This is a genomic window from Achromobacter sp. Marseille-Q0513, from assembly GCF_018195695.1.
Taxonomy (GTDB): Bacteria; Pseudomonadota; Gammaproteobacteria; order Burkholderiales; family Burkholderiaceae_B; genus Achromobacter.
This window is the reverse complement of record NZ_JAGTJY010000006.1, coordinates 19,554-41,258: the sequence shown is the minus strand read 5'-3', so window position 1 is coordinate 41,258 and position 21,705 is coordinate 19,554. Positions and strand designations below refer to the sequence as shown.

General features: G+C 64.2%; 19 protein-coding genes. 3 read left to right on the top strand and 16 right to left on the bottom strand.

Translation table 11 applies throughout. The features are described from left to right. Positions 1-46 precede the first annotated feature (46 nt). The 9 genes from KDH83_RS02900 to KDH83_RS02860 form a co-directional block, all read right to left on the bottom strand. A complete protein-coding gene (locus KDH83_RS02900; protein WP_212312688.1) occupies positions 47-2,050 on the bottom strand; it encodes a relaxase/mobilization nuclease and DUF3363 domain-containing protein in 2,004 nt (667 codons plus the stop codon). Positions 2,051-2,498: 448 nt separating this feature from the next. Continuing rightward, positions 2,499-3,086 (bottom strand): S26 family signal peptidase, encoded by a 588-nt coding sequence (locus KDH83_RS02895; protein ID WP_003092304.1) that lies wholly within the window; start codon positions 3,084-3,086, stop codon positions 2,499-2,501. Beyond that, positions 3,083-3,640 (bottom strand): DUF2840 domain-containing protein, encoded by a 558-nt coding sequence (locus tag KDH83_RS02890; RefSeq protein WP_023093372.1) that lies wholly within the window; start codon positions 3,638-3,640, stop codon positions 3,083-3,085. The genes KDH83_RS02895 and KDH83_RS02890 overlap by 4 nt, the downstream gene beginning before the upstream one ends. Beyond that, positions 3,637-3,900, bottom strand: coding sequence for a hypothetical protein (locus KDH83_RS02885; protein ID WP_000147048.1), 264 nt, complete (start codon positions 3,898-3,900; stop codon positions 3,637-3,639). Before KDH83_RS02885 ends, KDH83_RS02890 begins: the two co-directional genes overlap by 4 nt. Next, positions 3,897-4,535, bottom strand: a complete 639-nt coding sequence (gene parA / locus KDH83_RS02880; protein ID WP_003092312.1) for a ParA family partition ATPase — start codon at positions 4,533-4,535, stop codon at positions 3,897-3,899. Before parA ends, KDH83_RS02885 begins: the two co-directional genes overlap by 4 nt. Before the next feature lie 241 nt (positions 4,536-4,776). Further along, positions 4,777-5,622 (bottom strand): replication initiator protein A, encoded by an 846-nt coding sequence (locus KDH83_RS02875; RefSeq protein WP_022652188.1) that lies wholly within the window; start codon positions 5,620-5,622, stop codon positions 4,777-4,779. 26 nt (positions 5,623-5,648) lie between these two features. Beyond that, a complete protein-coding gene (locus KDH83_RS02870; protein WP_001247107.1) occupies positions 5,649-5,933 on the bottom strand; it encodes a helix-turn-helix domain-containing protein in 285 nt (94 codons plus the stop codon). A 111-nt stretch (positions 5,934-6,044) separates the two neighbouring features. Then, positions 6,045-6,815 carry a DUF2285 domain-containing protein gene (locus KDH83_RS02865; RefSeq protein WP_003092318.1) on the bottom strand — a complete coding sequence of 257 codons (771 nt, stop codon included), beginning with the start codon at positions 6,813-6,815 and terminating at the stop codon, positions 6,045-6,047. Between the two features lie 342 nt (positions 6,816-7,157). Continuing rightward, a complete protein-coding gene (locus KDH83_RS02860; protein ID WP_016487838.1) occupies positions 7,158-7,505 on the bottom strand; it encodes a DUF2958 domain-containing protein in 348 nt (115 codons plus the stop codon). A gap of 287 nt (positions 7,506-7,792) precedes the next feature. Between KDH83_RS02860 and KDH83_RS02855 the strand changes: the two genes are divergently transcribed. After that, positions 7,793-8,086: a helix-turn-helix transcriptional regulator gene (locus KDH83_RS02855; RefSeq protein ID WP_006379425.1), complete on the top strand. Its 294-nt coding sequence runs from the start codon at positions 7,793-7,795 to the stop codon at positions 8,084-8,086. A 312-nt stretch (positions 8,087-8,398) separates the two neighbouring features. Here KDH83_RS02855 and KDH83_RS02850 read toward each other — a convergent pair whose 3' ends face one another. The 4 genes from KDH83_RS02850 to KDH83_RS02835 form a co-directional block, all read right to left on the bottom strand. Next, positions 8,399-8,713 (bottom strand): DUF736 domain-containing protein, encoded by a 315-nt coding sequence (locus tag KDH83_RS02850; RefSeq protein WP_001273857.1) that lies wholly within the window; start codon positions 8,711-8,713, stop codon positions 8,399-8,401. Positions 8,714-9,488: 775 nt separating this feature from the next. Next, on the bottom strand, positions 9,489-9,698 hold the full coding sequence (locus KDH83_RS02845) for a hypothetical protein (protein ID WP_022580212.1): 210 nt from the start codon (positions 9,696-9,698) through the stop codon (positions 9,489-9,491). A gap of 61 nt (positions 9,699-9,759) precedes the next feature. Further along, complete coding sequence (locus KDH83_RS02840) at positions 9,760-11,829, bottom strand: ParB/RepB/Spo0J family partition protein (RefSeq protein ID WP_000994919.1); 2,070 nt, start codon at positions 11,827-11,829, stop codon at positions 9,760-9,762. Between the two features lie 80 nt (positions 11,830-11,909). Next, complete coding sequence (locus KDH83_RS02835; protein ID WP_003092327.1) at positions 11,910-12,737, bottom strand: DUF932 domain-containing protein; 828 nt, start codon at positions 12,735-12,737, stop codon at positions 11,910-11,912. A gap of 392 nt (positions 12,738-13,129) precedes the next feature. Between KDH83_RS02835 and KDH83_RS02830 the strand changes: the two genes are divergently transcribed. Further along, the gene (locus KDH83_RS02830) at positions 13,130-15,586 is read left to right on the top strand and encodes an AAA family ATPase (protein ID WP_001223964.1); all 2,457 of its coding nucleotides are present in this window, start codon (positions 13,130-13,132) and stop codon (positions 15,584-15,586) included. 66 nt (positions 15,587-15,652) lie between these two features. Here the strand turns inward: KDH83_RS02830 and radC are convergent, their stop codons facing one another. The 3 genes from radC to KDH83_RS02815 all read right to left on the bottom strand — a co-directional run bounded on the left by radC (position 15,653) and on the right by KDH83_RS02815 (position 18,774). Beyond that, positions 15,653-16,162: a DNA repair protein RadC gene (gene radC, locus KDH83_RS02825; RefSeq protein WP_003092330.1), complete on the bottom strand. Its 510-nt coding sequence runs from the start codon at positions 16,160-16,162 to the stop codon at positions 15,653-15,655. A 351-nt stretch (positions 16,163-16,513) separates the two neighbouring features. Next, complete coding sequence (locus KDH83_RS02820; RefSeq protein ID WP_003092331.1) at positions 16,514-17,578, bottom strand: PDDEXK nuclease domain-containing protein; 1,065 nt, start codon at positions 17,576-17,578, stop codon at positions 16,514-16,516. Then, positions 17,575-18,774: a site-specific integrase gene (locus KDH83_RS02815; protein WP_001062689.1), complete on the bottom strand. Its 1,200-nt coding sequence runs from the start codon at positions 18,772-18,774 to the stop codon at positions 17,575-17,577. Before KDH83_RS02815 ends, KDH83_RS02820 begins: the two co-directional genes overlap by 4 nt. 548 nt (positions 18,775-19,322) lie before the next feature. Here KDH83_RS02815 and KDH83_RS02810 point away from each other — a divergent pair. Beyond that, a complete protein-coding gene (locus tag KDH83_RS02810; protein WP_212312686.1) occupies positions 19,323-21,551 on the top strand; it encodes an NADP-dependent isocitrate dehydrogenase in 2,229 nt (742 codons plus the stop codon). Positions 21,552-21,705: the final 154 nt, after the last annotated feature.

Genomic DNA, 21,705 nt, shown 5'->3' with positions numbered 1-21,705 from the left:
AGCTAGGGCCAAAACGCTGCTCGACACCTTAACTCGGTACGACAGCCTACGGCCCCGATCCAATCCCAGGACCTCTTTGCCGTCCAACCTCCCATGACACACCGCCGCCGCGTACAGTCGCGGCGATCTGCTGCCCCAGTCGTGGCTCGATTATCGGCCGCCAAGGCACCAGACTGAATCCCATGCCGTCATCGAGCAGCGCATAGCGACCGCTGGCGAGCATGACCGAGCGCCGGTAGATGCCGGCTACGCGCTGCCCGTCTGTGACGTGCCGATGCTCCAATCCGCTATCGGCGGCAATGTGCTGGGCGGCCTGCGCCAGCTCCCGATTGCGCAGCGTTTCCAGCAGATTCCGGGAGAGAATCAGCCGCTGCCCGCGCCGCTGGGCCAGCCCCTGTTCTTCGAGGAAGTCGGCGCGCTGCTGCAAGGCTTGCCTAGCATCGCCGCCAAAGCCCAGGTCGCCCAGTCCCTTGCCGCCGCCGATCAACTGCTGATCCAGCCAGGTCGCGCCGATGACGCGGGCCTGCCGTTCAATCGGCAGATGCGATTTCAGTTCGACCGCCACGCCGCCCAGCCGCTGCGCGTCGTACTGGCGGCCACGCTCGGCCAAGTCGTCCGGCACCTTCCATAACCCCTCGGCCACGCGCTCCACGATGCCGGCCCGCCGTAGGGCTTCCAGCCGGCGGATATGGGCCGCCACAGCCTCTTGCGGGTCGCGGCCGGGCTTGGCTCGGCCTTGCTCGATCGCCAGGTGGTGATCGGTGCGGTACAGGCCATTGCTCGCCAGCGTGGCGATGTTCTTGTCGGCCGCCCGCACCTCGGCGGAACCGCGTACCTCCACCACCGCGCCGATGGGATAGTTCGCCAGCTCGTCGCGGGCGTCCAACGCGACGTAGTGGGCTTTGCCGTCCAACCCGTCGATGACCAGATAGCCGCGGTCGTGCAGCTCGTCGGCCAGACCCTTAGCAGCCACGCGACCGACGATAGTGCGGCCGTCGTCGCCCGGCTCGAACACCGCCAGCTCGCGAGGCTTGCCGCTCATGGCCCGCTGCATCGTTCGGATGATGTCGCCACGCTCGCCCAGGGCACGCAAGGTCTTCTCCGCGTCCGCATGGACGGCCCAGGTGCCGGGCTGCACCTCGTCGGCCAGGCCCAGGCGCTGCAAGTGTTGCAGGCGGCCGATCAGCAGCAGGCGCTGGCGTTGCAGCCGGGGTTCGTTGAAGCGTTCGATCTGCACCCGGCCATCCTCGCCGGCCTCGCGCTGCAACGTGCGGTCGAGGCTCGTCCACCGCTCTTGCTCCACCTCGCGCTGCAAGGTCTGCTGGATCTCCAGTTCGGTGCGCGGCCCCAGCCATTCCGTCGCCAGCTCGGCGGCGCGATGGCGGAAGCCGTGGGCGATGTAGTCGCCCGCGATGATGAGGTCTTTGCCGGTATCGTCGCGTCCGCGCACGATCAGGTGCGTGTGCGGGTTGTCGGTGTTCCAGTGATCGACCGCCACCCAATCCAGCCGCGTCCCCAGGTCGGCCTCCATCCGGTTCATCAGGTGCCGGGTGTAGGTGCGCAGGTCGTCCAGCTCCGCACTGTCTTCAGGTGAGACGATGAAGCGGAAATGATGTCGGTCGTCCTGGCAGCGTTCCTTGAAGGCATCGAGGTCGGCTTCGTCGGTCTGCGGCCCGTAGGCACGGCCCGGCTCGCCGTTCCGGCCGGCACCGTCGCGCTCGATGTAGCGCAGGTGCTTGGCGAGCGACTGCGGACTGGCGTTGCGCTGGTTGACCAGCAGCGTCTTGATGGTCACGCGCCGTGACATAGGGGTCAGCTTTGCGCCTGCGAAGCGCGCCGCCGTATGGCCGCGTCCAAGCCGTGAGCCGGGCCGCTGGCCGGCGTGCTGGCCGCTCCCGCCAGCGGTAGGACGGCGCACCGCCGACTTGCCGCCGCTGGCCTTGCCAGCCTGCTTGAGCACCTTGGAAACGAAGCTCTGGCCCTGGCCTTTGCCTCGGTTCTTCGGCGCGCTAGGGCGCACCCAGAAATCATGGTCGCCGCGGTCGGTCATGGCTGTGCTCCCTGCAAGCTCCGGCGTGTCCGAGCGTGCGAAGCACGCGGACATGCCTGCATCGGCGCGTGCCTCGCGCCCCACGCGGCACGGCGGCGAAGCCGCGCCGTGCCGCGCCACCCCCACGTGCAGACTGGCTTTGCGGGCGGCAGAGTGCCGAACCCTTTTGTCTTGCCTTCCGCCTTTGCCCCTCGCTCCCGCTCCGGGCATCGGCGGCCCGGCGGCGCTGCTGCACGAGCAGCCAGCCCGCCGGCGAACACGCCAATGGCCGCAGGCCAGGCGCGTTCGAGGCAAGACGCCTGCACGTTGGGCGGCTGCGCCGAAGGCAGCGCGAAGTGCGGTGCGAATGCACCCGCACTGCACGCGCGACGACACGGCGACGAACAGTAGAACGACATGCCCGATGGCACGATGAGAGGCGCGGCAAAGTGCAGCGAATCGGCGGCCATCATGGACGTGTCTCCAGCCAGATCGGATGCGCAACGCCGATCACGGCGAACGCGCTGACCGGCCCGAAATAGCGGCTGTCGAACGACGCCGGGTTGGTCGCGCTCAACAGGAACAGTTCGCCCGGTTGGAGACGGCGGCAAAGCTGCAAGGATGGCAGCGGCCGGCCCAGCCGGTCGGCAGGCAGGGCGGCGGCCACCGGCACGCCGTCGATGCGAACCTGGCCGGCGACGATGCAAACGTGTTGTGGCGCGACTGCGCCCACACGTTTGAGCAGCGGAACGCGGGTCGGCAGGTAGCCGCGCTGCGCAGCCAGCATGGCGGCCCTGTCGGGCAGCGGCATCAGCACGATGCTGTCCACGGACAGCGGACGTGGCCGCGAGGCGGTGCGCGGGTCGAACGGTTCGATGCGATACCAACCGACCGCCACGCTGTCGGACGGGTTGTAGGCCATTCGCGGCAGGGGCTGCACGAACGCCGCCCAGGCCAGCGCAGCGAGGCCGACGGTGGCGAAGCCTGCCAGCACGAGGCGAGCGCGCAGGCGCGAGCGAGGATGCGGCACGGGGCCGGTCGTGGAAATCGTGGTCATGGCAATGCCCTCCCGGCCAGCCAGGCGGCGTGCCGTTCTGCGGTGTATGTGGGTAGCGCCGAGCGCGCTGCGAGCCGGTTCGCGAGCGTGCGCCAGTACGCGGGCGATGTGTCTGCGGCTGCGATGCCCAGCGCCTCGATGCCGTCGATGCGTTCCAGCACGGCGCGCACGTTGGCATCGCCTTCGGCGTGCAGCAGCAGACGCGCGCCCGGCTGCACGCCGGGGATGCGCTGCACGGCGTCCAGCGGCGTGGCGGTCTGCATCACCATGAGCTGCCAGCGGATCGTGCCGTAGTCGTTGGCCTGCCAACGGATGCGGCACAGAACCGCGTTCGGCAGGAACACGGCGCAGCGCCGCCAGCGGTCGAGCTGGAGCGTGCGCGCCGGTTCGCCGAAGCGCAGGTAGAGCTTGAAGCGCGGTTCGATGTAGGCCAGCGCCACGCGCGTCAGCGGCACGTTGCCGGCCTGGCCGGCGAGTGTCGAAGGCGCCGGCGGCGGCGCAGCCGTGGGCGCACTTGCTTTGGGGGTGTGGGCGGTCGAAGCGGATGCGTTCACGGCGTGCCCTCCGGGGGAAACTCCCGCTCCAGCAGGTCGCGCAGCAGTTCGGCTACGGTCACGCCTCGCGTGAAGGCCGACACCTTGATGCGCGCCCGCATGGCGGGCGTGATGTCGAGCGTCAGTCGAGCGGTGTAGAGGTCGCCTTTCTGCACGGCATCTGCGTCGCCCTGGCGAATCCACGCTTCGGCGTGCGGATTCGCTGGGGGACGCGCACCGATGCCGACGCGCTTGCTGCGTGGTGGTGGCTTCCCAGTCATGTCGGCCACCGCAGCAGTTCGTCGGTGAGCGCGGCGATCTCGCGGGCAGCGGCGCTGTCGGGCGCGGTTTCGCGGGCGAGCCGGCCAGCGGCTACGCTGTCGGCAAAGACGATGCGCTGGTGGATCTCCGAGCGCAGCGCGGGCAGCGGCTGTTCGGCCAGCGATTGCCGTGCCTCCCTGCCGATGATGGTGGTGCTGACGCGCCGGTTGATGACGAAGGCCGCGCGCAGCGCTGGCCGGAACACCTGTGCTTCGCGGATCAGTGCGACCATCTCGGCAGAAGCCCATACGTCGTAGGGGCTGGGCTGCACGGGGATCAGCACGCGCTCGGCCGCCAGCAGCGCGGAACGCGCGAGGGCGGCGATGCGCGGCGGGCCGTCGATGATGATGTGATCGGCCCGCCTGGCGAGTTCTGGCGCTTCCTGATGCAGCGTTTCGCGGGCAAGGCCCACGGCGCTGAACAGACGGGGCAGGCCCTGCTGGCTACGCCGCTGCGTCCAGTCGAGCGATGACCCCTGCGGGTCGGCATCCAGCAGGATGACATGCAGGCCGCGCATCGCCAGTTCGCCGGCGATGTGCGTGGCGAGCGTGGTCTTGCCGACGCCGCCTTTCTGGTTGAGAAACGCGAAGATCATGGCGCGGCCCTCCGAGCTGGAAAGCCGGCCTGGCCGTGCCGTTTCGTGGTTGTCCACCGAAACGGCGCGCTTCTACTAAAAGTTATGTATTTCTTGTTAGGTAAGTTAGAGGGAACGCAAACCCGCGCCGTTGTTGGCTTTCCGGCGTTTTCGTACTCCTGATAGCACGAGGGTCGTACTCCTGATAGCACGATACCCGGTACTCCTGATAGCACGAGGCCGTCCACAGGTTCTCCCGCAGTTATCCCCGTGCCGCGTGCGGCACGGGCCGGAAGGTCAGCAGCTCGGTGTTGTCGTCCGGCATCCGCTCGATGCCGAGGACGTAGCCGGGCAACGACTGCCGCGCCACCAGGGCGCGCACGTCGTAGGCGAAGTCCGAGAAGCGGGCCGCGCTGCCGGATTTGCGGTACAGGTGTCGGAAGTCGAATTGCCAGCCGTGCTCCTGCCGCCCGCCATGCTTGCGCACCAGGCGGTACAGCCAGCGTTCGATACCGCCCTTCAAGCGGAAATAGGCCGGGTCGATGGTCAGCACCAGGGCGGCGTCGAGCACGCCGGCATAGAACCAGTCCGGCAAGATCAGCTCGATGCCCAGCGGGGTGCCGCTGGCGTCGGCGAGTTCCTTCCACTCGTTGATCCACGAGAAGCGATGCAAGCGCCTTCCCGTGGTTTCGCGGATGGACGTGGCCACCGTGGTCGATTGCAGCCGGTCGAGGGCGGCCTTCAGGCGCTGGTAGTCGTTGAGGGACGTGCCGCGCCCGATGAAGCGCAAAATCTCGTAAGGCGTGGCGCGTATCCAGCGCGACGGGCGCAGGCCCGCGTCGCGCGCCTCCACGATCTGCGAGGCGGCCCATATCAGCACGTCGGCATCCCATATCGTTGCGATGCCGTGCTCCTGCGTGCCTTCCACGCGAATGGTGACGTTCCCGCTGCGGAAGTCGATCGGCGCCGTGCGCCGCGACTTGGCAAGCGAGAAGAACGGAAAGGCCATCAAGTCCTGGGAATCGCGTGGCGCCATGTCGCCCGGCAGCGCGCGGAACAGATCGAGCTGTTCGCGCTGCGGCAAGGCTTGCCCTGGCGGGCTGGACATGGCGAAGGCCACCCACGCGCCGACGATCAGCGGCCATCACGGTAGTCGCCCGCGTGGCGCTCGGCGTATTCGGGATCGGACGTGGCCTCGTAGCTGCGCTGGTCGGCCCAGGCATCGAGGTCGGACACCGCGTACATGACGCGGCGGCCGAACTTGCGGAACTTGGGGCCGCCGCCGATCACCCGCTGCTTCTCCAGCGTGCGCGGCGACAGCCGCAGGTAGTCGGCGGCTTCGTCGTTTGTCAGGTAGCGTTGAGGCTGCGAGGTCGCAGTGACGGCAGCGGCGGCAGGCCGCGAGGGAGCAGGTCGCATGGGATGTACCTCCATCAAGCCCGGCCACACCACGCGGCCGGATAGAGGCACTCTCAAGAAAGCAAGGCTTCTTGCTAAGGGACGATTCGCACGGGTCGAGAAACGTCCCCCCTAATGCGACGGGAACATTGGAAGCTGCGCTAGTCGGCGGTAGCCGCCGTGCATCAGCTCATCGCCGCGGCGTACCAGCCGCCGTACGCGGGCACGCAATGCACTGTCTTTGTGCCAGTCGGCCGCGACGGCATCCGCGCCGAACAGACCTTCGCCCACCTCGCGCAAGGAGGCTCCCGCGAGGGTCGCGTCGAGCGCTTGCAAGGTATGCAGTTCCAGCAGCGCGGCGGGCGTGGGGCGGGAGCGGGCTGTTGCCACAGGCGTGGCCACGGTTGCGGCAGATAGCGCATCCAGCTTCGCAGCGAGCGTGCGGTAGCGCGCACAGGGCGTGGCGCAGGCGCGTGTGGCGTAGAGATAGGCCGAACCATCTTCCAGGTCGGGTGCGAGTGCCAGCCGAACGCAGCAGCCTGGCCAATGCGATACGAGCACCAGGCGCTTGCCGTCGTGGGTCAGTTGCTTGCGCCCAGGAATGCGCCAGAACTCGAAGGTATGCGCATCGGGTGGTGGGTCGGCGTCGGGGTATAGCTGCACCACGGCATCGTGATCGGGGAACCAAGCAGGATGTGCGTCGCGCGCATCCAGGCCGGGATCTTCCAGCAGGCGCAGGCCCCAGGCCTGCGCCGCATCAGGCTTGCGACGCCGGCGTAGCCAGTCGCGCCGGTAGCTTGGATTCCTGCGCAAATACTCCCAAGCCAGCGCTGGGCCATCGAGGTGCAGCGTGTAGAGATACGCGGCCGTGGGATACCAGTGTTGGCTGCTGCGGTCAGTCATGGCGAAACCTCCCTGTTTCTGGGAACGTCGCCACAATTCCGCTGTGCGGGAGCTATCGAATCGCCATCAAGTGGTCATCAAACTCGGGTTACGCTTTAACTGCTGGTGTCAAGACAGATTCGCTCCAGTGCATTGCCGAAATCGTCTAAATGCGACGACTGCACCGCCCGGAAATGGGGTGCAGCATTGAACACCGTGCCGAATCTCGCGCCTGGCATCATGACTGTTTTGGTCAGGAGCGCACCACCCTGGTGCAAGCATGCGGATCAAGACTTGCCAGGTCTTGGCTAAGACCGAAATAGTCACAATGCGATACTTTTTGCCTGGTCGCGCTGGAATGCGTCAATCGGTGATCGAACCGTTTTCCTGAGCCAGTCGAACGTATTCCGACAGCGGCCGCGTCGGCTGGAAATACCGATCTCGTATCACGGGCTGCTTGAGCGGCCCGACGATGGACGCCAGATCGGACAGCTTCACCGTCGCCAGGGCAGGCATCCCGATCCCGAGGTCGATCAGGCCGTAGGCCGTATCGCCATCGGTCGGATCGAGCGCGGCCAATAGCCAGGTCGCATGTGCGTCCGGTGTGAACAGGCGCACCACGGGCAGCGGGTCACATTCCTGGCCTGCGGCGCGGGTGAGGCCGTGGGCCAGTAGGTGCACCCGGTCTTCCTCGGTGACAAGCGTGGTCAAGGCCGCGCCCCTTCCACGAACACACGCAATCGCCGAGGCGCATCTGCGCCTGCGGACGGATGCACGTATGCGCAAGCGCACGAAGCCGCAAAAGCGGAGAGGCACGAAGGCGTATTGGTGGAAGTCAGGAAAGACACGGATGCGGTTCCCTGGGTCTGAGGAAATCCGCAGATGCGGATCTCCGTAAAAGCACGGAAAAGGAAAACATCACCACCAAATGAACACTATAGATTGTAGTCCTATAGGGCGCAATGGGCTGTCATCTTGGTTTTTTGGGGAAACCATAGGTGGCAGCGAAGAACTCATTGGCAGCGGCGATTCGGACGGTAAGGAAGGCGCGTGGTTTGAGCCAGGAAGCGTTCTCCAACGTGTCCAGTCGCACCTACATGAGCACGCTGGAGCGCGACCTGAAAAGCCCAACCATCCAGAAGCTGGCCGATCTGTGCGAGGTCATGGAAGTGCATCCGCTCACGCTGCTCACATTGGCTTATGCCGGTGACAGCACCCGCGAAGCTGATGAATTGCTGGCACAGGTGCGCCAGGAACTCAGGGCGATATTGGAAGAGCCCGACACGCCTTAGCGCGTTGGCGTGTGGTACTGAATTGCAGCAAGCGGAGCGCGCAGCGCCGCAGGCGCGAAGGCGTGAGGGATTGAAGCCGGATGGCCGTGACGGCTTGCCGGCACGGGGCGAAGCCCGAAAGCCCGGCGGCGCTTACAGCGCCGACACGCCACACACCGCTCGTTGACACGGATTGCGAGCCACAAGGCACGCATGCAGGCCCGCCGTGACGGGCGTATCCAGCACGCGGCAGCAGCAGAAATCCTGCGCGTGCGGTGCTGCGATCAGCAGCATCGCGCCCCGCCGCAGTGGGCGGGACGCGGTAAGCGGCTGTCAGGCCGCCTTCGGCTTGTTGCGCGACCAGATCAGGTCGTGCGTGCCGTCCTCGTTCTCGATCAGGCGGGCATAGACCGTCGCCGGGAACGAAGGGTCGTCGATGGATACGGACAGGTATTCCCGCCCGGCCTCGCTGGTCTTCTTCCACGCTGCGCCGACTTCGTGGCCAGCCGCTTGCAGGTGGAAGTCGGGGGCGTTCTCGGTGTCGCCCTTGTCGTTGGGAACCAGCTTGACCTTGACGTTGAGCGTCAGGGTGCGAAGCGTGCCGGTGAAGCCGTCTTTCTCTGCGGTGAAGGTGCCGATGTTAGCCATGATGTTTCTCCTTTCGGGTTGAACAAGGTCGCGCCAGTGCGTCCTTGTTGTGATCCGGCCGGCGGGGGATGGGCTGGTCGCACCGCGCAGCGGTCGCAACAACGTGGAGAACCTGGAAGCGAAAAGAATTTGTCCCGCGAGGAATGCGCGCAGCGCAGGGGAAATTGTTTTCGCTGCAAGGTTGCGGCCATCAAGCACAAGGCGCAGCCGCGCCACCGCCAGGATTCACAACAAGACAAGGACGCACAGGCCGCCCGCTCCCGAATGGAGACGTGGCCAACTCGGCATCCCCGCGTGACGGCTGCACCGGCTTGCGCCCTGACGCGGGCCAGGTCAATGCCCCGACGACAAGGCCAGAGCGCCCCTGCCGCAGCTCACGGCCACATACTGAGGCGTGGTGTGGAAGCTCCATAGAAGCGAGGCTGGGCGGCGTGTCGGTGAACCGTCTTTCGTGACGTACAGACAACGAACCGCCAGCGTCGGGGACGGCACGCTTTCGTGCAACCTGCCGCAGCAAGCCGGGGCGTAGCCACACCAGCCCCGCCCATTGCGGCGGGGCTCGGTCGAATCGTTGGCGGCGCGATGCGCCGCCACACTTGCTGGCTTCGTGGATTTCGCGCACGAGCGCCCTTGTGCGTGGCCCCATCGCCGCCTGTCCGAAGGCGGCGATGGGGCGTTTTGGCTTTGAGCAGTGAAACCGGGCGCGGCCACCGCCGCGCCCGGAGTTTTCGACCACCGGCCCCAAGGCGGCACGGCTTGGGGCCGGTGCGGCTCGTTATTCCTTGGTTTCGATGATCCACCACACGGCGCGCGGCAAGGCGCGGCCCGTGAGGGGATGCAGATCGGTCAGGTCGGCGCGGGCCGTCCAGCCACGCGGCGGACGGTAGCCGCGCACGTCGCCGTCGCCGTGCCAGCGGCGGGCGCGCACCGTGCCGGAGGCATAGGTCGCAGCTATGCGGGGGCGGTTTGCGGGTTGGTGGGTCATGGCAGGCATCCTCAACATGAAGCGCCCCGGCCGGAACCGGGGCGCTATCTACGGTGCGAAGTCACGCGGCCAAAGCCTCGGCCTGCGGCTGGTCATCCGCCACGGCGGCCACTTCTTCCTGTGCTTCGGCTTCGCCATCCGCCGGCGCGTCCTGCCCGGTCTGCTGCGGGCCTTCGGAGCGGAAGATGGCGGGCATCCAGCCGGTGCCAGCGGCCAGCCGTTCGGCTTCGCTGGCAATGTCGCCCTTCTTCAACTTCGCCAGTCGGGTGACGTGCGAGGGCGCGAACCCGCCAACGGCTTCCAGAATCGCGGCCTTCGGCACATGCCGGAAGTAACCCTCATTGGTGGGCTGCCACCACGCGGCCATATCCAGCCCCACGGCCTGCGCCAGTTCCGCGCCGGGCTGGTGCGGCGTGGCGCGAGGCGTCACCACGTCCACCGTGGAAGCTAAGCACACGGCCAACAGCCGCACCAGTTCATCCTGTGATTTCGCCAGCAGCGCGGCGAACAGTTCGGCGCTGTCCTCCGGCAAGGTTTCGCCTGCCACCTGTTGCAGTTCGCGCAGCGCCACGGCGGCGGGTGATTCCGGCCAGTCCGGGGCCATGCCTTCCAGCCGGTCTTGCACCGTGAGGCGCACACCCAGCGGCAGGTCGTGCCCGTAGTGCCTTTCCTGCAAGACGGTCTGCACCATGCCATGCACCACGGCGGCCAGCGCTGCTTGCGGATGCCGTGCAACTTCGATTTGCAGCGCAGCGGTACGGTGCGCGCTCAACCGCTGCGCCAGTCGGTCAGACATGGCGGCGGTCTTGGGCTGCTCGTCGTCCTCGCCTGCGTCCTCGTTCGCGGCTTCGCCTTCGCTGCCGAAACCCTGCCGCAGCCGCTCCAGCGTGCGCAGTGCCTTGGCCTCCGCTTCGCGCAGCAGCCCGCGATGAATCGCGGCCTGCCCGTCGCGGTCGATGGTGACAATGGCACCGGCTGCGGCCTTCACGTTGGCCGCATAGTCCAGCAAGCCATCTTCCAGCGCCTGCAACTGCTCGCCCAGGCGTTCGCCTTCTTCCTGCAAGGCATCGGCCTTTTCCTCGTCCTCGTCGTCCAGCGCGGCATCCACCGCCTCGGCCAGTTCGTGCAGCTTGGTTTGCAGCTTCTCGATGCGCTGCGCGTCGCGCTTGTTCGGACTGCGGCGTTCCCTTGGCGCACGCTGGAAGGCTTGCAGATCGGCATGGGTCATGCCCGGCGTGGCATCCACCCACGCCCAGCCCTCGGCCTGCACCTTGGCGGCGATACCTGCCAGCTTGTCCTGCGCCAGCCGTTCCAGCAGTGCGGCATCGGTCAGATACACGCCTTTGTCGCCCTCCGCGAACAGGTCGCGGCGGATGCCACCGCCTTCCTGCTCGTAGCCGTCCAGCCCGACAAAGCGCACCAGCGGATGCCGGTAGGCGTCGATTTCGCGTTCGGTCAGGCGGTCGCGCAGGTTGTGCGGGCCGCGCTGCCATGTGGGCGCATCGTAGAACGCGGCTTCCTGCGCAGCATGGTCGTCGGTGATGGCGAGGGCCATCAACTGGTCAAGGCTCACGGCCTCGGCCCGGTAGTCGGCCAGCAGGCGCGGCGACACGTTGGCGAGTTTCAGACGGCGCTGCACCACCAGCGGCGTGACGCTGAAATCCGCTGCAATGTCCTCGATGCTGCGGCCTTCGGCCACGAGCGCGGCGAACGCCTCGAACTGGTCGGCGGGGTGCATGGCTTCGCGCTGCACGTTCTCGGTGAGGCTGGCCGTGCGGGCGGTGCCATCGGCCACCAGCAGGCAAGGCACCTCCCATTCCTTGCTAATGCGGTGCTTTTTCGCCAGCAGCTTCAACGCTGCGAGGCGACGGTCACCGGCCACGACCTCGTAATGCTCGCCATCGGCGGCGGCAATCACGATGAGGTTTTGCAGCAGGCCGACACGCTGGATGCTGGCGGCGAGTTCGGGAATGGACATGCGCGGGGTCTTGCGCACGTTGCGGCCAGTGGGACGCGACACCAGCCGCGACAGCGGAACCAGAATCAGGTTCTTGGTCGGATCAGCGGCTTCCAGCGGGATAGCGGCGGCGGTGTTGATGGCGCGGGCTTCGGTTTGGGTAACGGCGTTCATGGTGATAACTCCTATCGGTTCAGGGATGCAGCAGCGAAGAAAGCGACAAGGGCTGCTGCCTGCCCCTGCCGCGTGGGGATTCAGGCTTTCAACTGGCGCATGCCATCGGCCAGCAGCCAGAGGGCGCGATTTAGTCGGATGTTTTGGTCGATGCCCTGCACCGGGCGGGTTTGCTGTCGGCGCCCGTTGGCGCTGCGGCCACGCAGCCCGCCTTGGGTCAGGTTTTCTTGGGTGCGGTTGAACACGCTCCACAGGTCGGGGCGGCGGTCGTCGAAGCGGCGCGGCATCAGGATTTGCGATTCCGTGATGGGCGCGGGCTTGTCGGGGTCGTCGTACTTGAGGGCGAGCGCGGCGCGGGCGAACACTTCGGATTCGCCATCGTCCAAGGTGATGCCGCGCATGGCATCGCGCGATTCCTTCACCCGATCGAAACCGCTCAAGACTTCGTAAGCCCCCTCAATGACCAGACCGGCCACGTCGCCTTTATGGGGCACTCGCACATCGGCCACGGTGTTGCCGCAGACAAGGCCATTGCTGCACACGAACCGGAACATTCCGGCCAGCATCTGATAGCTGCTGGTGCCGTCGTGCGAGTTCAGCAGCACGATTTCGTTGGCCTCCGCGCCGTTGATCTGGCTGGCATGGCGCAAGCGAATCATGTGTTTGGTGTGCTCGCGCTTGCCTTCGTCGCGCACGCGGGTTTGCGTCACCATGAAAGGCTGGAAGCCTTCTTTGCGAAGCTCGGTCAGCACGGCGGCGGTGGGGATATAGGCGTACCGCTGCGAACGGCTCTCGTGCGGGGCATCCGCGAAGATGGACGGGGCCACGCGGTGAATCTGGTCGTCGGACAGCGGGTAATCGCTGCGCAGCGAGGGGGAGCGGAAAGCGAAACGGGATGCGAGTTGCATGGTCTTTCTCCTGACAAAAGAGGTTTGCTGTTCACACCGCACACCGGATTTCTAGATTCGGAGCCCAGCCTTTCGGCTGTTTGGTGCGGTCGGCACGAGGAACCCGGTTGGCCCTGTTGCCACCGTCTTTCCTGAGTTCATCGCCCGCGCCCAAAGGAGCGCGCGGACGGGGGCCGTCAAGGAGCCAAGCGCAGGGTTGGTGCGGCCCGCAGGCGCAGCCGAGGACACGGCCCTGCGCGCCTTGACGGCACACGGTCGCGGGCTACGGTCGCGGGTAAGGTGATGAAGTCAGGGGAGACGGCTGGACAAGGCAACGGCCATCCCTTTGTGCTGACCGCACGCAAGCGAAGCGCGCAGGCCCGAAGCTGGAAGCCGGGCCGTAGGCGTCAGCGATGCGGAAGGCTGGCGAAGCCAGTCCCGCCAGGGATGAGCGACTAGCGAACCTGGAGCAGCGCGATCCGCGAAGCGGAGACGCAAGAGGACTCTTCGTTTACCATTTGTTTCGCAAGCAAATGATGGGAAAGCAAGAACACGGAGATATAGAGATGATTGTCTGCATCAACCGCCTCAAACAGTTCGGAATCTTCAGCGACTTCAATGGAACGAAGATCCAAAAGTTCGGCCGGTACAACCTGGTCTATGGTTGGAATGGAACAGGCAAGTCAACGTTATCGAATCTATTCTCTTGCTTTGAGCTTCGCTCGATGGTTCCCCGCTTCAGCACGGGCCAATTTTCAGTAGTTCTGGAGGATGGCTCAACGATCACGGAATCCACACTCCACTCATCCCAATTGAATATTCATGTTTTCAATCAACGCTTCGTGCATGAGAACATTGATTGGGACAAATCCGTAAAGAGCATCCTTCTTATTGCGAAAGAGAAGATTGATGACTTGCAGAAGCTGGAGAAGCTGAAGAGCGAGCTTCAGTCGAAAAAGAAGGCTCACGACGACAAGCAAAGCGATATCAAGAAGCAGCGTGAGGCATTAGAGAAGTTCCTGACCAATGCTGCCAAGAAAATGAAGCTTGGACTTCAGGCGATTGATACGAGCGACAGTTATTACTTGAATTACGACCGCCGCAAGCTCTTCAACTTCATACAGAATAACGGCGAGACAATTATCAAGGCGGAGTCGGTTCTTCCAGATGAGAGGGTTATCGACCTTACGAATGCCGCCAAGCCAGATCAGCTTCCAAGCATTGCTTTCGCCTCAACGGCCATTGAGCCGGACTACTTTAAGAAAGCGGCGGGCCGCATCAGAGATTTGATTGGGACTACGGCGGTCAATCAAGCAATCCAGCGGCTGACCGATAACCCGGAAATCCGCGAATGGGTTCAAGCAGGCTTGGAAATCCATAAAAACCACGACTCGCAATCCTGCGAGTTCTGCGGCTCTCCGTTCGCCCAGCTTCGTGCCGAGGCGCTTGCTGCCCACTTCAGCAAGGAGTTCACGGAGTTTCAGAGCCGACTTCAGAACGCGGCGACATGGATTGAATCTCAAGGCGCTCCAGCTAATCAGTTTCCCGCATCGACCGAGTTTTATAAAGAACTATCGGCCGAGGCAGAGAAGCTTCAAAAGGACTACGCAACTGCTGCTGAAAAGATCGACCAGCAAATCGACGCCTGGCGGGAAGCCCTGAAGGCCAAGATCACAGACCCTGGGAAGACAGACATTCAGATCTCGGATGTGGTTGAAGACGATGTCACCAATTTCAATGACATCCTGAAATCGATTGTTGCTCTCGTTGGAAAGCACAACAATAAGACTTCAAATTTCAAATCTGAGACCTCAAAAAGCAAGGTGGCACTGGAGCTTCACTTTGCTGCGGCTGAGGTGCAAGAGTTTGACTATGCTGGAAGTGAGAAGAAGTGCAATGACCTTGAGTCAGAAGCAAAGAACGACCATAAGGAAATTGAAAAAATTAGTCTAGAGGTCGGAGCCATAGAAGCGGCGCTCTCGAATGAAACGGTCGGGGCAAAGGAGTTCAATGACATCCTGCATCGCTTCATTGGCCGCTCTGAGCTTTGCCTGAACTTCAATCAGAAGAAGAAAGGCTATGAGATCATCAGAAACGGGGTTGGTGAGCACGATGGGAATTTGAGCGAAGGTGAGAAAACTGCGATTGCATTTGTCTATTTCATCACGAAGCTCAAAGAAAATGGAAATAACATCAAGGATACGATCGTCGTCGTTGACGATCCGGTCTCAAGCTTTGATTCTAATCACTTGTTTCACGCCTACTCGTTTTTGAGAACGCAATGCACTGAAGCCAAGCAACTTTTTGTGCTGACTCACAACTTCACTTACTTTAAGCTAGTGAGAGACTGGTTCACTGGCACCAATAGGAATCGAGTCAAAAAAGGCAACGCCGAGAATTGCTTCTTTTATCGCCTGGATGCGCCACCTGGCTCCCCTCGTCACTCCCTACTTGTGGATGCCGACGACTCACTCAAGAACTACGGTTCCGAGTACCACTATATCTTCAAGAAGCTCTACGAATATAGGGCGCACACAACACTCAATCGAGATGAGGCGTTCTTGACCGCCAACCTCGCCCGAAAGCTTGTTGAATCGTTTTTCACCTTCAAATATCCAAGGCGTCGAAGCGACATTAGTCAATTGATGGAGGCTGGCCTAAAAGATTGCACCATCACGACACCAGAGCTTAAAGAAAAAATCTACCGCTTTATCAATAAGTATTCACATAGCGACGTTATTGAGATAACAGAGGAATCCGCAGAAAACTTGGCAGGCGAAAGCCACAGCGTCATCGGGAACATCTTCCAGTGGCTGGAAGAGGTGGACAAGAAACATTACGACGAGATGATTCAGGTTGCGACGGCCTGAGCATCAGGCCGCGAGGGCCATAGCTATGCCACCAGGCGCAGCAAAAAGGGGCCGAAGCCCCTTGGGCTAGATCAGCCCATGCTCGGCGAACGATGCCGTTTCGTTGCCCGCAACGATGATGTGATCGAGCACGCGCACGTCCACCAGACCCAACGCTTCCTTGAGCCGCTGGGTCAGCGCCCGGTCAGCCGCGCTCGGCTCGGGGTTTCCGCTCGGATGGTTGTGCGAAACGACGACCGCCGCCGCATTGAGCCGCAGCGCCTCCTTGACCACTTCGCGCGGATACACCGACGCACCGTCAATAGTGCCGTGGAACATCTCCCTGTATTCGATCAGACGATGGCGCGTATCCATGAACAGCACTACGAACACCTCATGCTCGAAGCTGGCCAACTTTGTACGCAAGTATTCCTTGACCGCCGCCGGCGAAGTGAACTCTGCTCCGCGCCGCATTTTCCGGTCAATGACCTGGCGCGCAGCTTCCAGAATGTCGTCGGCCGATGCCGGTAGATAGCGCCCGTGCGCGTCGCGCACCAGCAGACAGGAATCGAACGAGGGAAAGGACAGTTGCGACATGATCGTGCTCCGGTTGCTCGGGCGGAATTGCCCGGAACCGGCGGCAGCACGGCGCAGCGCAAGCAGTCAGGGGTCGCAGACGGCCGCCAGGACGCAAGCGCGCATGGCGCGCGCCGCCCTTGACGGCGAGAACGCCGTGATACGGTGAAGGGAACAGCAAGACCGCCCACACCCGCCCACTGCACAGAGTCGATTTTTGGCAAGCGGAGCGCGCAGGCCCGGATCAACGAGCCGGGACGGAGGCGTCAGTGATGGAAGCCCGACAGGGGCGAGACTCGCGCAGCGAAGCTCGATGCGCAGCACGACAGCGCGACGGCGGCACGCCGGGACGCCCGACTGCTTGGGACAGGACTACTCGTTGTCCGTCTTGCGCTGCTCGATTTGCAACTGCGCCCGTTGCGTTGCCTGTTGCAGCCGCTCCACCAGCACGCCCCTCGGCGGCAAGGCGGTCAGATACTCGGCAACGTGGATGCCGGACTTGTCCAGCTCCAGCAATTCGATCTGCTCGCGCTTCTTGCCGGTGCAAAGGATGATCCCGAGCGGCGAGGCTTCCTCCGGCTCCCGTTCGTGCTTGTCTAGCCACCGAAGGTAAAGCTCCATCTGCCCTTTGTAGGCCGCCTTGAAGTCACCTACCTTCAACTCCACCGCAACCAGCCGCCGCAGCTTGCGGTTGTAGAACAGAAGGTCAAGGTGGAAATCCTCGTCGTCGATCGGAATGCGCTTCTGCCGGGCGACGAATGAGAAGCCCGCGCCCAGCTCCAGCAGGAAGGACTCCATTTCACGGATGATCGCCGCTTCCAAGTCGCCTTCCTGCCAAGTGTCCCGCAGGCCCAGGAAGTCGAGGATGTACGGGTCGCGCATGACCAGGGCCGGCGACATGCGCTGCGCATCGCGCAGGGTCGCCAACTCCTGCGCTATGGTTTCTTCCGGCTTTTGGGAAAGCGCCGTGCGCTCGTACAGCATCGAGTCGATACGCTCGCGCAGCGTCCGCACGCTCCAGCGTTGGGTGCTGGCCATCTGTGCGTAGTAGTCCCGCTGGAGCGGGTCTTTCAGCGGCATCAGGGCGATGAAGTGCGTCCAGCTCAATTCTCGTATCAGTGATACGAGAATTCGCTCGTCGGGGAAGGTGGCGGCGAACTGCACCATGCGGCGCAAGTTCTGCTCTGCAAAGCTGCTGCCGTACTCCTCCACCAACTGCGCAGCCAAGGTGGGCAGAACTTCCTTGCCGTAGGCGCCCCGGCGCCTGTCCAAGACCTGCGTGTGGATGCGTTGGCCGATGCGCCAGTAGAGCATCGTAAGCTCGCTATTCACCGTCGAGGCGGCGCGCAAGCGCGCCGCCTCGATCAGTGCCCGAATGTCGCCCAGCAGCGCCGCGGGCGCTGCGAGCGATGCTGCTGATGGCCGGCGCCCGTTCATGCCACCGCCTCCGCAAGCTGCCGCGCGCCCGTGATGGCTTGGCGGCGGCTGGCCACCAGCTCGGCCGCCTCGCGCACCGGCTTGTCCTCGGTGTGGACGTAGTGCATGAACATCGCCACGGTCTTGTGGCCCGTCAGCTTCATTCCCACTTTGGTCGGCACACCGGAATTGGCAATGTCGGTGGTCGAGCGATGACGGATGCCGTGCGTGCCTACGTGCGGCACGCTGGCGGCCTTGAGCGTCCGGCACCAGCCGCCATAGTGCTCGCCAAAGGTCAGGTGCTTGGCCGGGTCGTTCGGCGACGGCAGGACGTAAGGGCAGCCTTCCAGACGCGGCGCCGTCGAAAGCAGCCGATAGGCTTCCTCGCTCATGGGCTTGGAAATGCCGCCAACCTTGCTGTCGGGCCACACCACGCGCCGGTTCTCGAAGTCCAGCCAGCTCCATTCGAGCGGGCAGATTTCGGAGCGCCGCGCCGCAAACTCGAATTGCAGCCGGATCGCCAACGGGATGACGTAGTTCTCCAGCCCCTCCGCCTCCAGTTTCTCCAACTGGCGGAAGATCCGCACCATTTCCTCGTCCACGATGAGCCGGGTTTCCTTGCCCGGCGGGTACATCGGGACGTGGCGGCACGGATTCGTGCCGTCCGGGCGGAAGCCCCAGACTTCGGCCAAGTTGAACATCTTGCGCAGCACGCCGAAGGTCTTGTTGGCCTCGGTCGGCTTGTAGGCCAGCTTTTCCATGAGCCCCGCAATGTCGGGCCGCTTCACGTCATGCACCTTCTTGCGGCCCAGCAGCGGGATGATGTTGCGGTCGATGACGCCCTGGTAGCCGTCCTGCGTGCTGACCTTGTTGCGCTTCTTGGAGTAGTCCTCCATGAACTTTTTGCACAACTCGGCCATCGTGGGCGCCTTGCGCGCCTCGGCCTTGGCACCGCCGGGATCACCACCCCGGCGAACCTCGGCCAGCCAGTCCTGCGCTTTGACCCGCGCCTGTTCGACGGTTAGCTCCCCGTAGAGTCCCAGCGAGGGCTTGCGGGGCTGGCCAGAGTTCGTGCGGTACTGGAGCATGAACACCCGGCGTCCCGTCGAGGTAATCTTGCAAAGGAAGCCGGGCACGACGGTATCCCGTAGTTCGATGTCCTTCGCCTGGGGTTGCGCCGACTCTACGGCGGTCTTGGTGAGCTTGATCTTTGCCATGATGACTCCTTGGAACGACCCGGATTCCAGGAGCCAGATAGGAGCGGCGCGAGGGAGAACCGGGTCAAGTTTCAGAAAGCACCGGCATATGATGGAAGCGCGTAAGCTATTGATAAACCTGCTGTATCGGGCTACGTCGCAGTCCAGCGAACTACCGGGCTGGAGTCATCGTGAAACAAAAACCCCGCCTGTCTGGGCGGGTGGCTGTGACTGAATGCGGTCGCTGGCTAACCCACCATTTCGGGAATGATGGAAATAATAATCAGCGAGATGCTGGCGACGCGTGCATTCATGGGTCGTACTTTCCGCCAAGCCCGACCGTTTGTCAAATGGACGCCCGACGCCCGCGCCGCTGTCCTCCGAGCCTGCCACGGTATTACAATGTTCGATTAGTGACTGCGGCACCCACCTGGACGGTCGAGCAACTGGACCGTGACAAAGGCCGGGCGGCAGCCATGTTTGGCCACTCTCGACAACACTACCGGCTAGCGCCGCACAGCATGCCCAGGTCCGCGCCCAGCGCGAGGCGCCGGGCAGATTCAAGGATCATGTCTCTTACTCCGAAGATTATCTATACCTTTACCGATGAAGCTCCGGCGCTGGCGACCCGTTCGCTGCTGCCCATCGTCCAGGCCTTCGCCAAGTCCGCCGGCATCACCGTCGAAACGCGCGACATCTCGCTGGCCGGCCGCATCATCTCCGTCTTCCCCGACTATCTTGAAGCAAGCCAGAAGCTGGGCGACGCCCTGGCCGAACTGGGCGCGCTGGCCGTCAAGCCGGAAGCCAACATCATCAAGCTGCCGAACATCAGCGCCTCGATGCCGCAGCTGAAGGCCGCCATCAAGGAGCTGCAGGCCCAGGGCTACAAGCTGCCCGACTACCCGGATTCGCCCGCCAACGACGCCGAGCGCGACGTCAAGGCGCGCTACGACAAGGTCAAGGGCAGCGCCGTCAACCCCGTGCTGCGCGAAGGCAACTCCGACCGCCGCGCGCCGCTGTCGGTCAAGAACTACGCCCGCAAGCACCCCCACAAGATGGGCGCCTGGGCCGCCGACTCCAAGTCGCACGTGTCCCACATGAACGAAGGCGACTTCTACGGCACCGAGAAATCGGCCCTGATCGCCGACGCCGGCGACCTGAAGATCGAGCTGGCCGCCGCCGACGGCGCCGTCGCCGTGCTCAAGGACAAGACCCCGGTCAAGGCCGGCGAGATCATCGACGCCGCCGTCATGTCCGCCGCCAAGCTGAAGTCCTTCCTGCAGGCGCAGGTGGACGAGGCCCGTGCCCAGGGCGTGCTGTTCTCGGTGCACCTGAAGGCCACCATGATGAAGGTCTCCGACCCCGTCATCTTCGGCCACGTGGTGTCCGTGTTCTACAAGGACGTGCTGGCCAAGCACGCCGACGCGCTCAAGCTGGCGGGCTTCGACCCGAACAACGGCATCGGCGACCTGTACGCCAAGATCCAGAGCCTGCCCGCCGACCAGCAGGCCGCCATCACCGCCGACATCGACGCGGCCTACAAGACGCTGCCGGCGCTGGCCATGGTCAACTCCGACCGCGGCATCACCAACCTGCACGTGCCCAGCGACGTGATCGTCGACGCCTCGATGCCGGCCATGATCCGCGACTCGGGCAAGATGTGGAACGCCGCCGGCGAACTGCAGGACGCCAAGGCCGTGATCCCGGACCGCTGCTACGCCGGCGTCTACCAGGCCGTGATCGAGGACTGCAAGGCCAACGGCGCCTTCAATCCGGTCACGATGGGCAGCGTGCCCAACGTCGGCCTGATGGCCCAGGCCGCCGAGGAATACGGCTCGCACAACAAGACCTTCGTCATCCCGGCCGCCGGCACCGTGCGCGTCACCGACGCCTCGGGCAAGGTGCTGCTGGAGCAGGCCGTCGAGGCCGGCGACCTGTGGCGCATGTGCCAGACCAAGGACGCCGCCGTGCAGGACTGGGTCAAGCTGGCCGTCACCCGCGCCCGCGCCACCAAGACCCCGGCCGTGTTCTGGCTGGACGAGAACCGCGCCCACGACGCGCAGGTCATCGCCAAGGTCAAGCAGTACCTGAACGACCACGACACCAGCGGCCTGGACCTGCGCATCCTGGATCCGGTCGAAGCCACCAAGTTCTCGCTCAAGCGCATCCGCGCCGGCCAAGACACCATCTCGGTGACCGGCAACGTGCTGCGCGACTACCTGACCGACCTGTTCCCCATCATGGAGCTGGGCACCAGCGCCAAGATGCTGTCGATCGTGCCGCTGATGGCCGGCGGCGAGCTGTTCGAGACCGGCGCCGGCGGTTCCGCGCCCAAGCACGTGCAGCAGTTCGTGGAAGAAGGCTTCCTGCGCTGGGATTCGCTGGGCGAGTTCATGGCCCTGGCCGAATCGCTGGATCACCTTGGCCGTACCTACAAGAACGCCAAGGCCCAGGTGCTGGCCAAGACCCTGGACCAGGCCACCGCCAAGTTCCTGGACGAGAACAAGTCGCCCGCCCGCAAGGTCGGCGGCCTGGACAACCGTGGCAGCCACTACTACCTGGCCATGTACTGGGCCCAGGCCGTGGCCACCCAGACCGAGGACGCCGCGCTGGCCAAGCTGTTCGCCAACGCCGCGATGGAATTCGGCGAGCGCGAGACCCGCATCCTGGACGAGCTGAAGGCGGCCCAGGGCAAGCCCGTGGACCTGGGCGGCTACTACCAGCTGGACGAGGCCAAGGCTGTCGCGGCCATGCGCCCCAGCGCCACGCTGAACCAGATCCTGGCCTCCATCGGCTAAGCGTCTGCCCTGCCCGGCGATCCGCGTTACGCGCGGATGCGCCAGGAAAAAGAACGGCGGTCCCGCGAGGGGCCGCCGTTTTTTTTGTCCCGCTCCGCTGCCTCCGATCCTGGCACCCCGTGCCGCCGCCACGCGTGCCAGGGTCTGATTCAAA

Coding starts and splice junctions, on each gene's coding strand:
- KDH83_RS02845 (WP_022580212.1), bottom strand. CDS start 9,698: ATGACCCACCAACCCGCAAACCGCCCCCGCATAGCTGCGACCTATGCC.
- KDH83_RS02870 (WP_001247107.1), bottom strand. CDS start 5,933: ATGCGACCTGCTCCCTCGCGGCCTGCCGCCGCTGCCGTCACTGCGACC.
- KDH83_RS02810 (WP_212312686.1), top strand. CDS start 19,323: ATGTCTCTTACTCCGAAGATTATCTATACCTTTACCGATGAAGCTCCG.
- KDH83_RS02835 (WP_003092327.1), bottom strand. CDS start 12,737: ATGCAACTCGCATCCCGTTTCGCTTTCCGCTCCCCCTCGCTGCGCAGC.
- parA (WP_003092312.1), bottom strand. CDS start 4,535: ATGATCTTCGCGTTTCTCAACCAGAAAGGCGGCGTCGGCAAGACCACG.
- KDH83_RS02850 (WP_001273857.1), bottom strand. CDS start 8,713: ATGGCTAACATCGGCACCTTCACCGCAGAGAAAGACGGCTTCACCGGC.
- KDH83_RS02865 (WP_003092318.1), bottom strand. CDS start 6,815: ATGACTGACCGCAGCAGCCAACACTGGTATCCCACGGCCGCGTATCTC.
- radC (WP_003092330.1), bottom strand. CDS start 16,162: ATGTCGCAACTGTCCTTTCCCTCGTTCGATTCCTGTCTGCTGGTGCGC.
- KDH83_RS02885 (WP_000147048.1), bottom strand. CDS start 3,900: ATGACTGGGAAGCCACCACCACGCAGCAAGCGCGTCGGCATCGGTGCG.
- KDH83_RS02875 (WP_022652188.1), bottom strand. CDS start 5,622: ATGTCCAGCCCGCCAGGGCAAGCCTTGCCGCAGCGCGAACAGCTCGAT.
- KDH83_RS02830 (WP_001223964.1), top strand. CDS start 13,130: ATGCGGAAGGCTGGCGAAGCCAGTCCCGCCAGGGATGAGCGACTAGCG.
- KDH83_RS02900 (WP_212312688.1), bottom strand. CDS start 2,050: ATGACCGACCGCGGCGACCATGATTTCTGGGTGCGCCCTAGCGCGCCG.
- KDH83_RS02815 (WP_001062689.1), bottom strand. CDS start 18,774: ATGGCAAAGATCAAGCTCACCAAGACCGCCGTAGAGTCGGCGCAACCC.
- KDH83_RS02840 (WP_000994919.1), bottom strand. CDS start 11,829: ATGAACGCCGTTACCCAAACCGAAGCCCGCGCCATCAACACCGCCGCC.
- KDH83_RS02895 (WP_003092304.1), bottom strand. CDS start 3,086: ATGACCACGATTTCCACGACCGGCCCCGTGCCGCATCCTCGCTCGCGC.
- KDH83_RS02820 (WP_003092331.1), bottom strand. CDS start 17,578: ATGAACGGGCGCCGGCCATCAGCAGCATCGCTCGCAGCGCCCGCGGCG.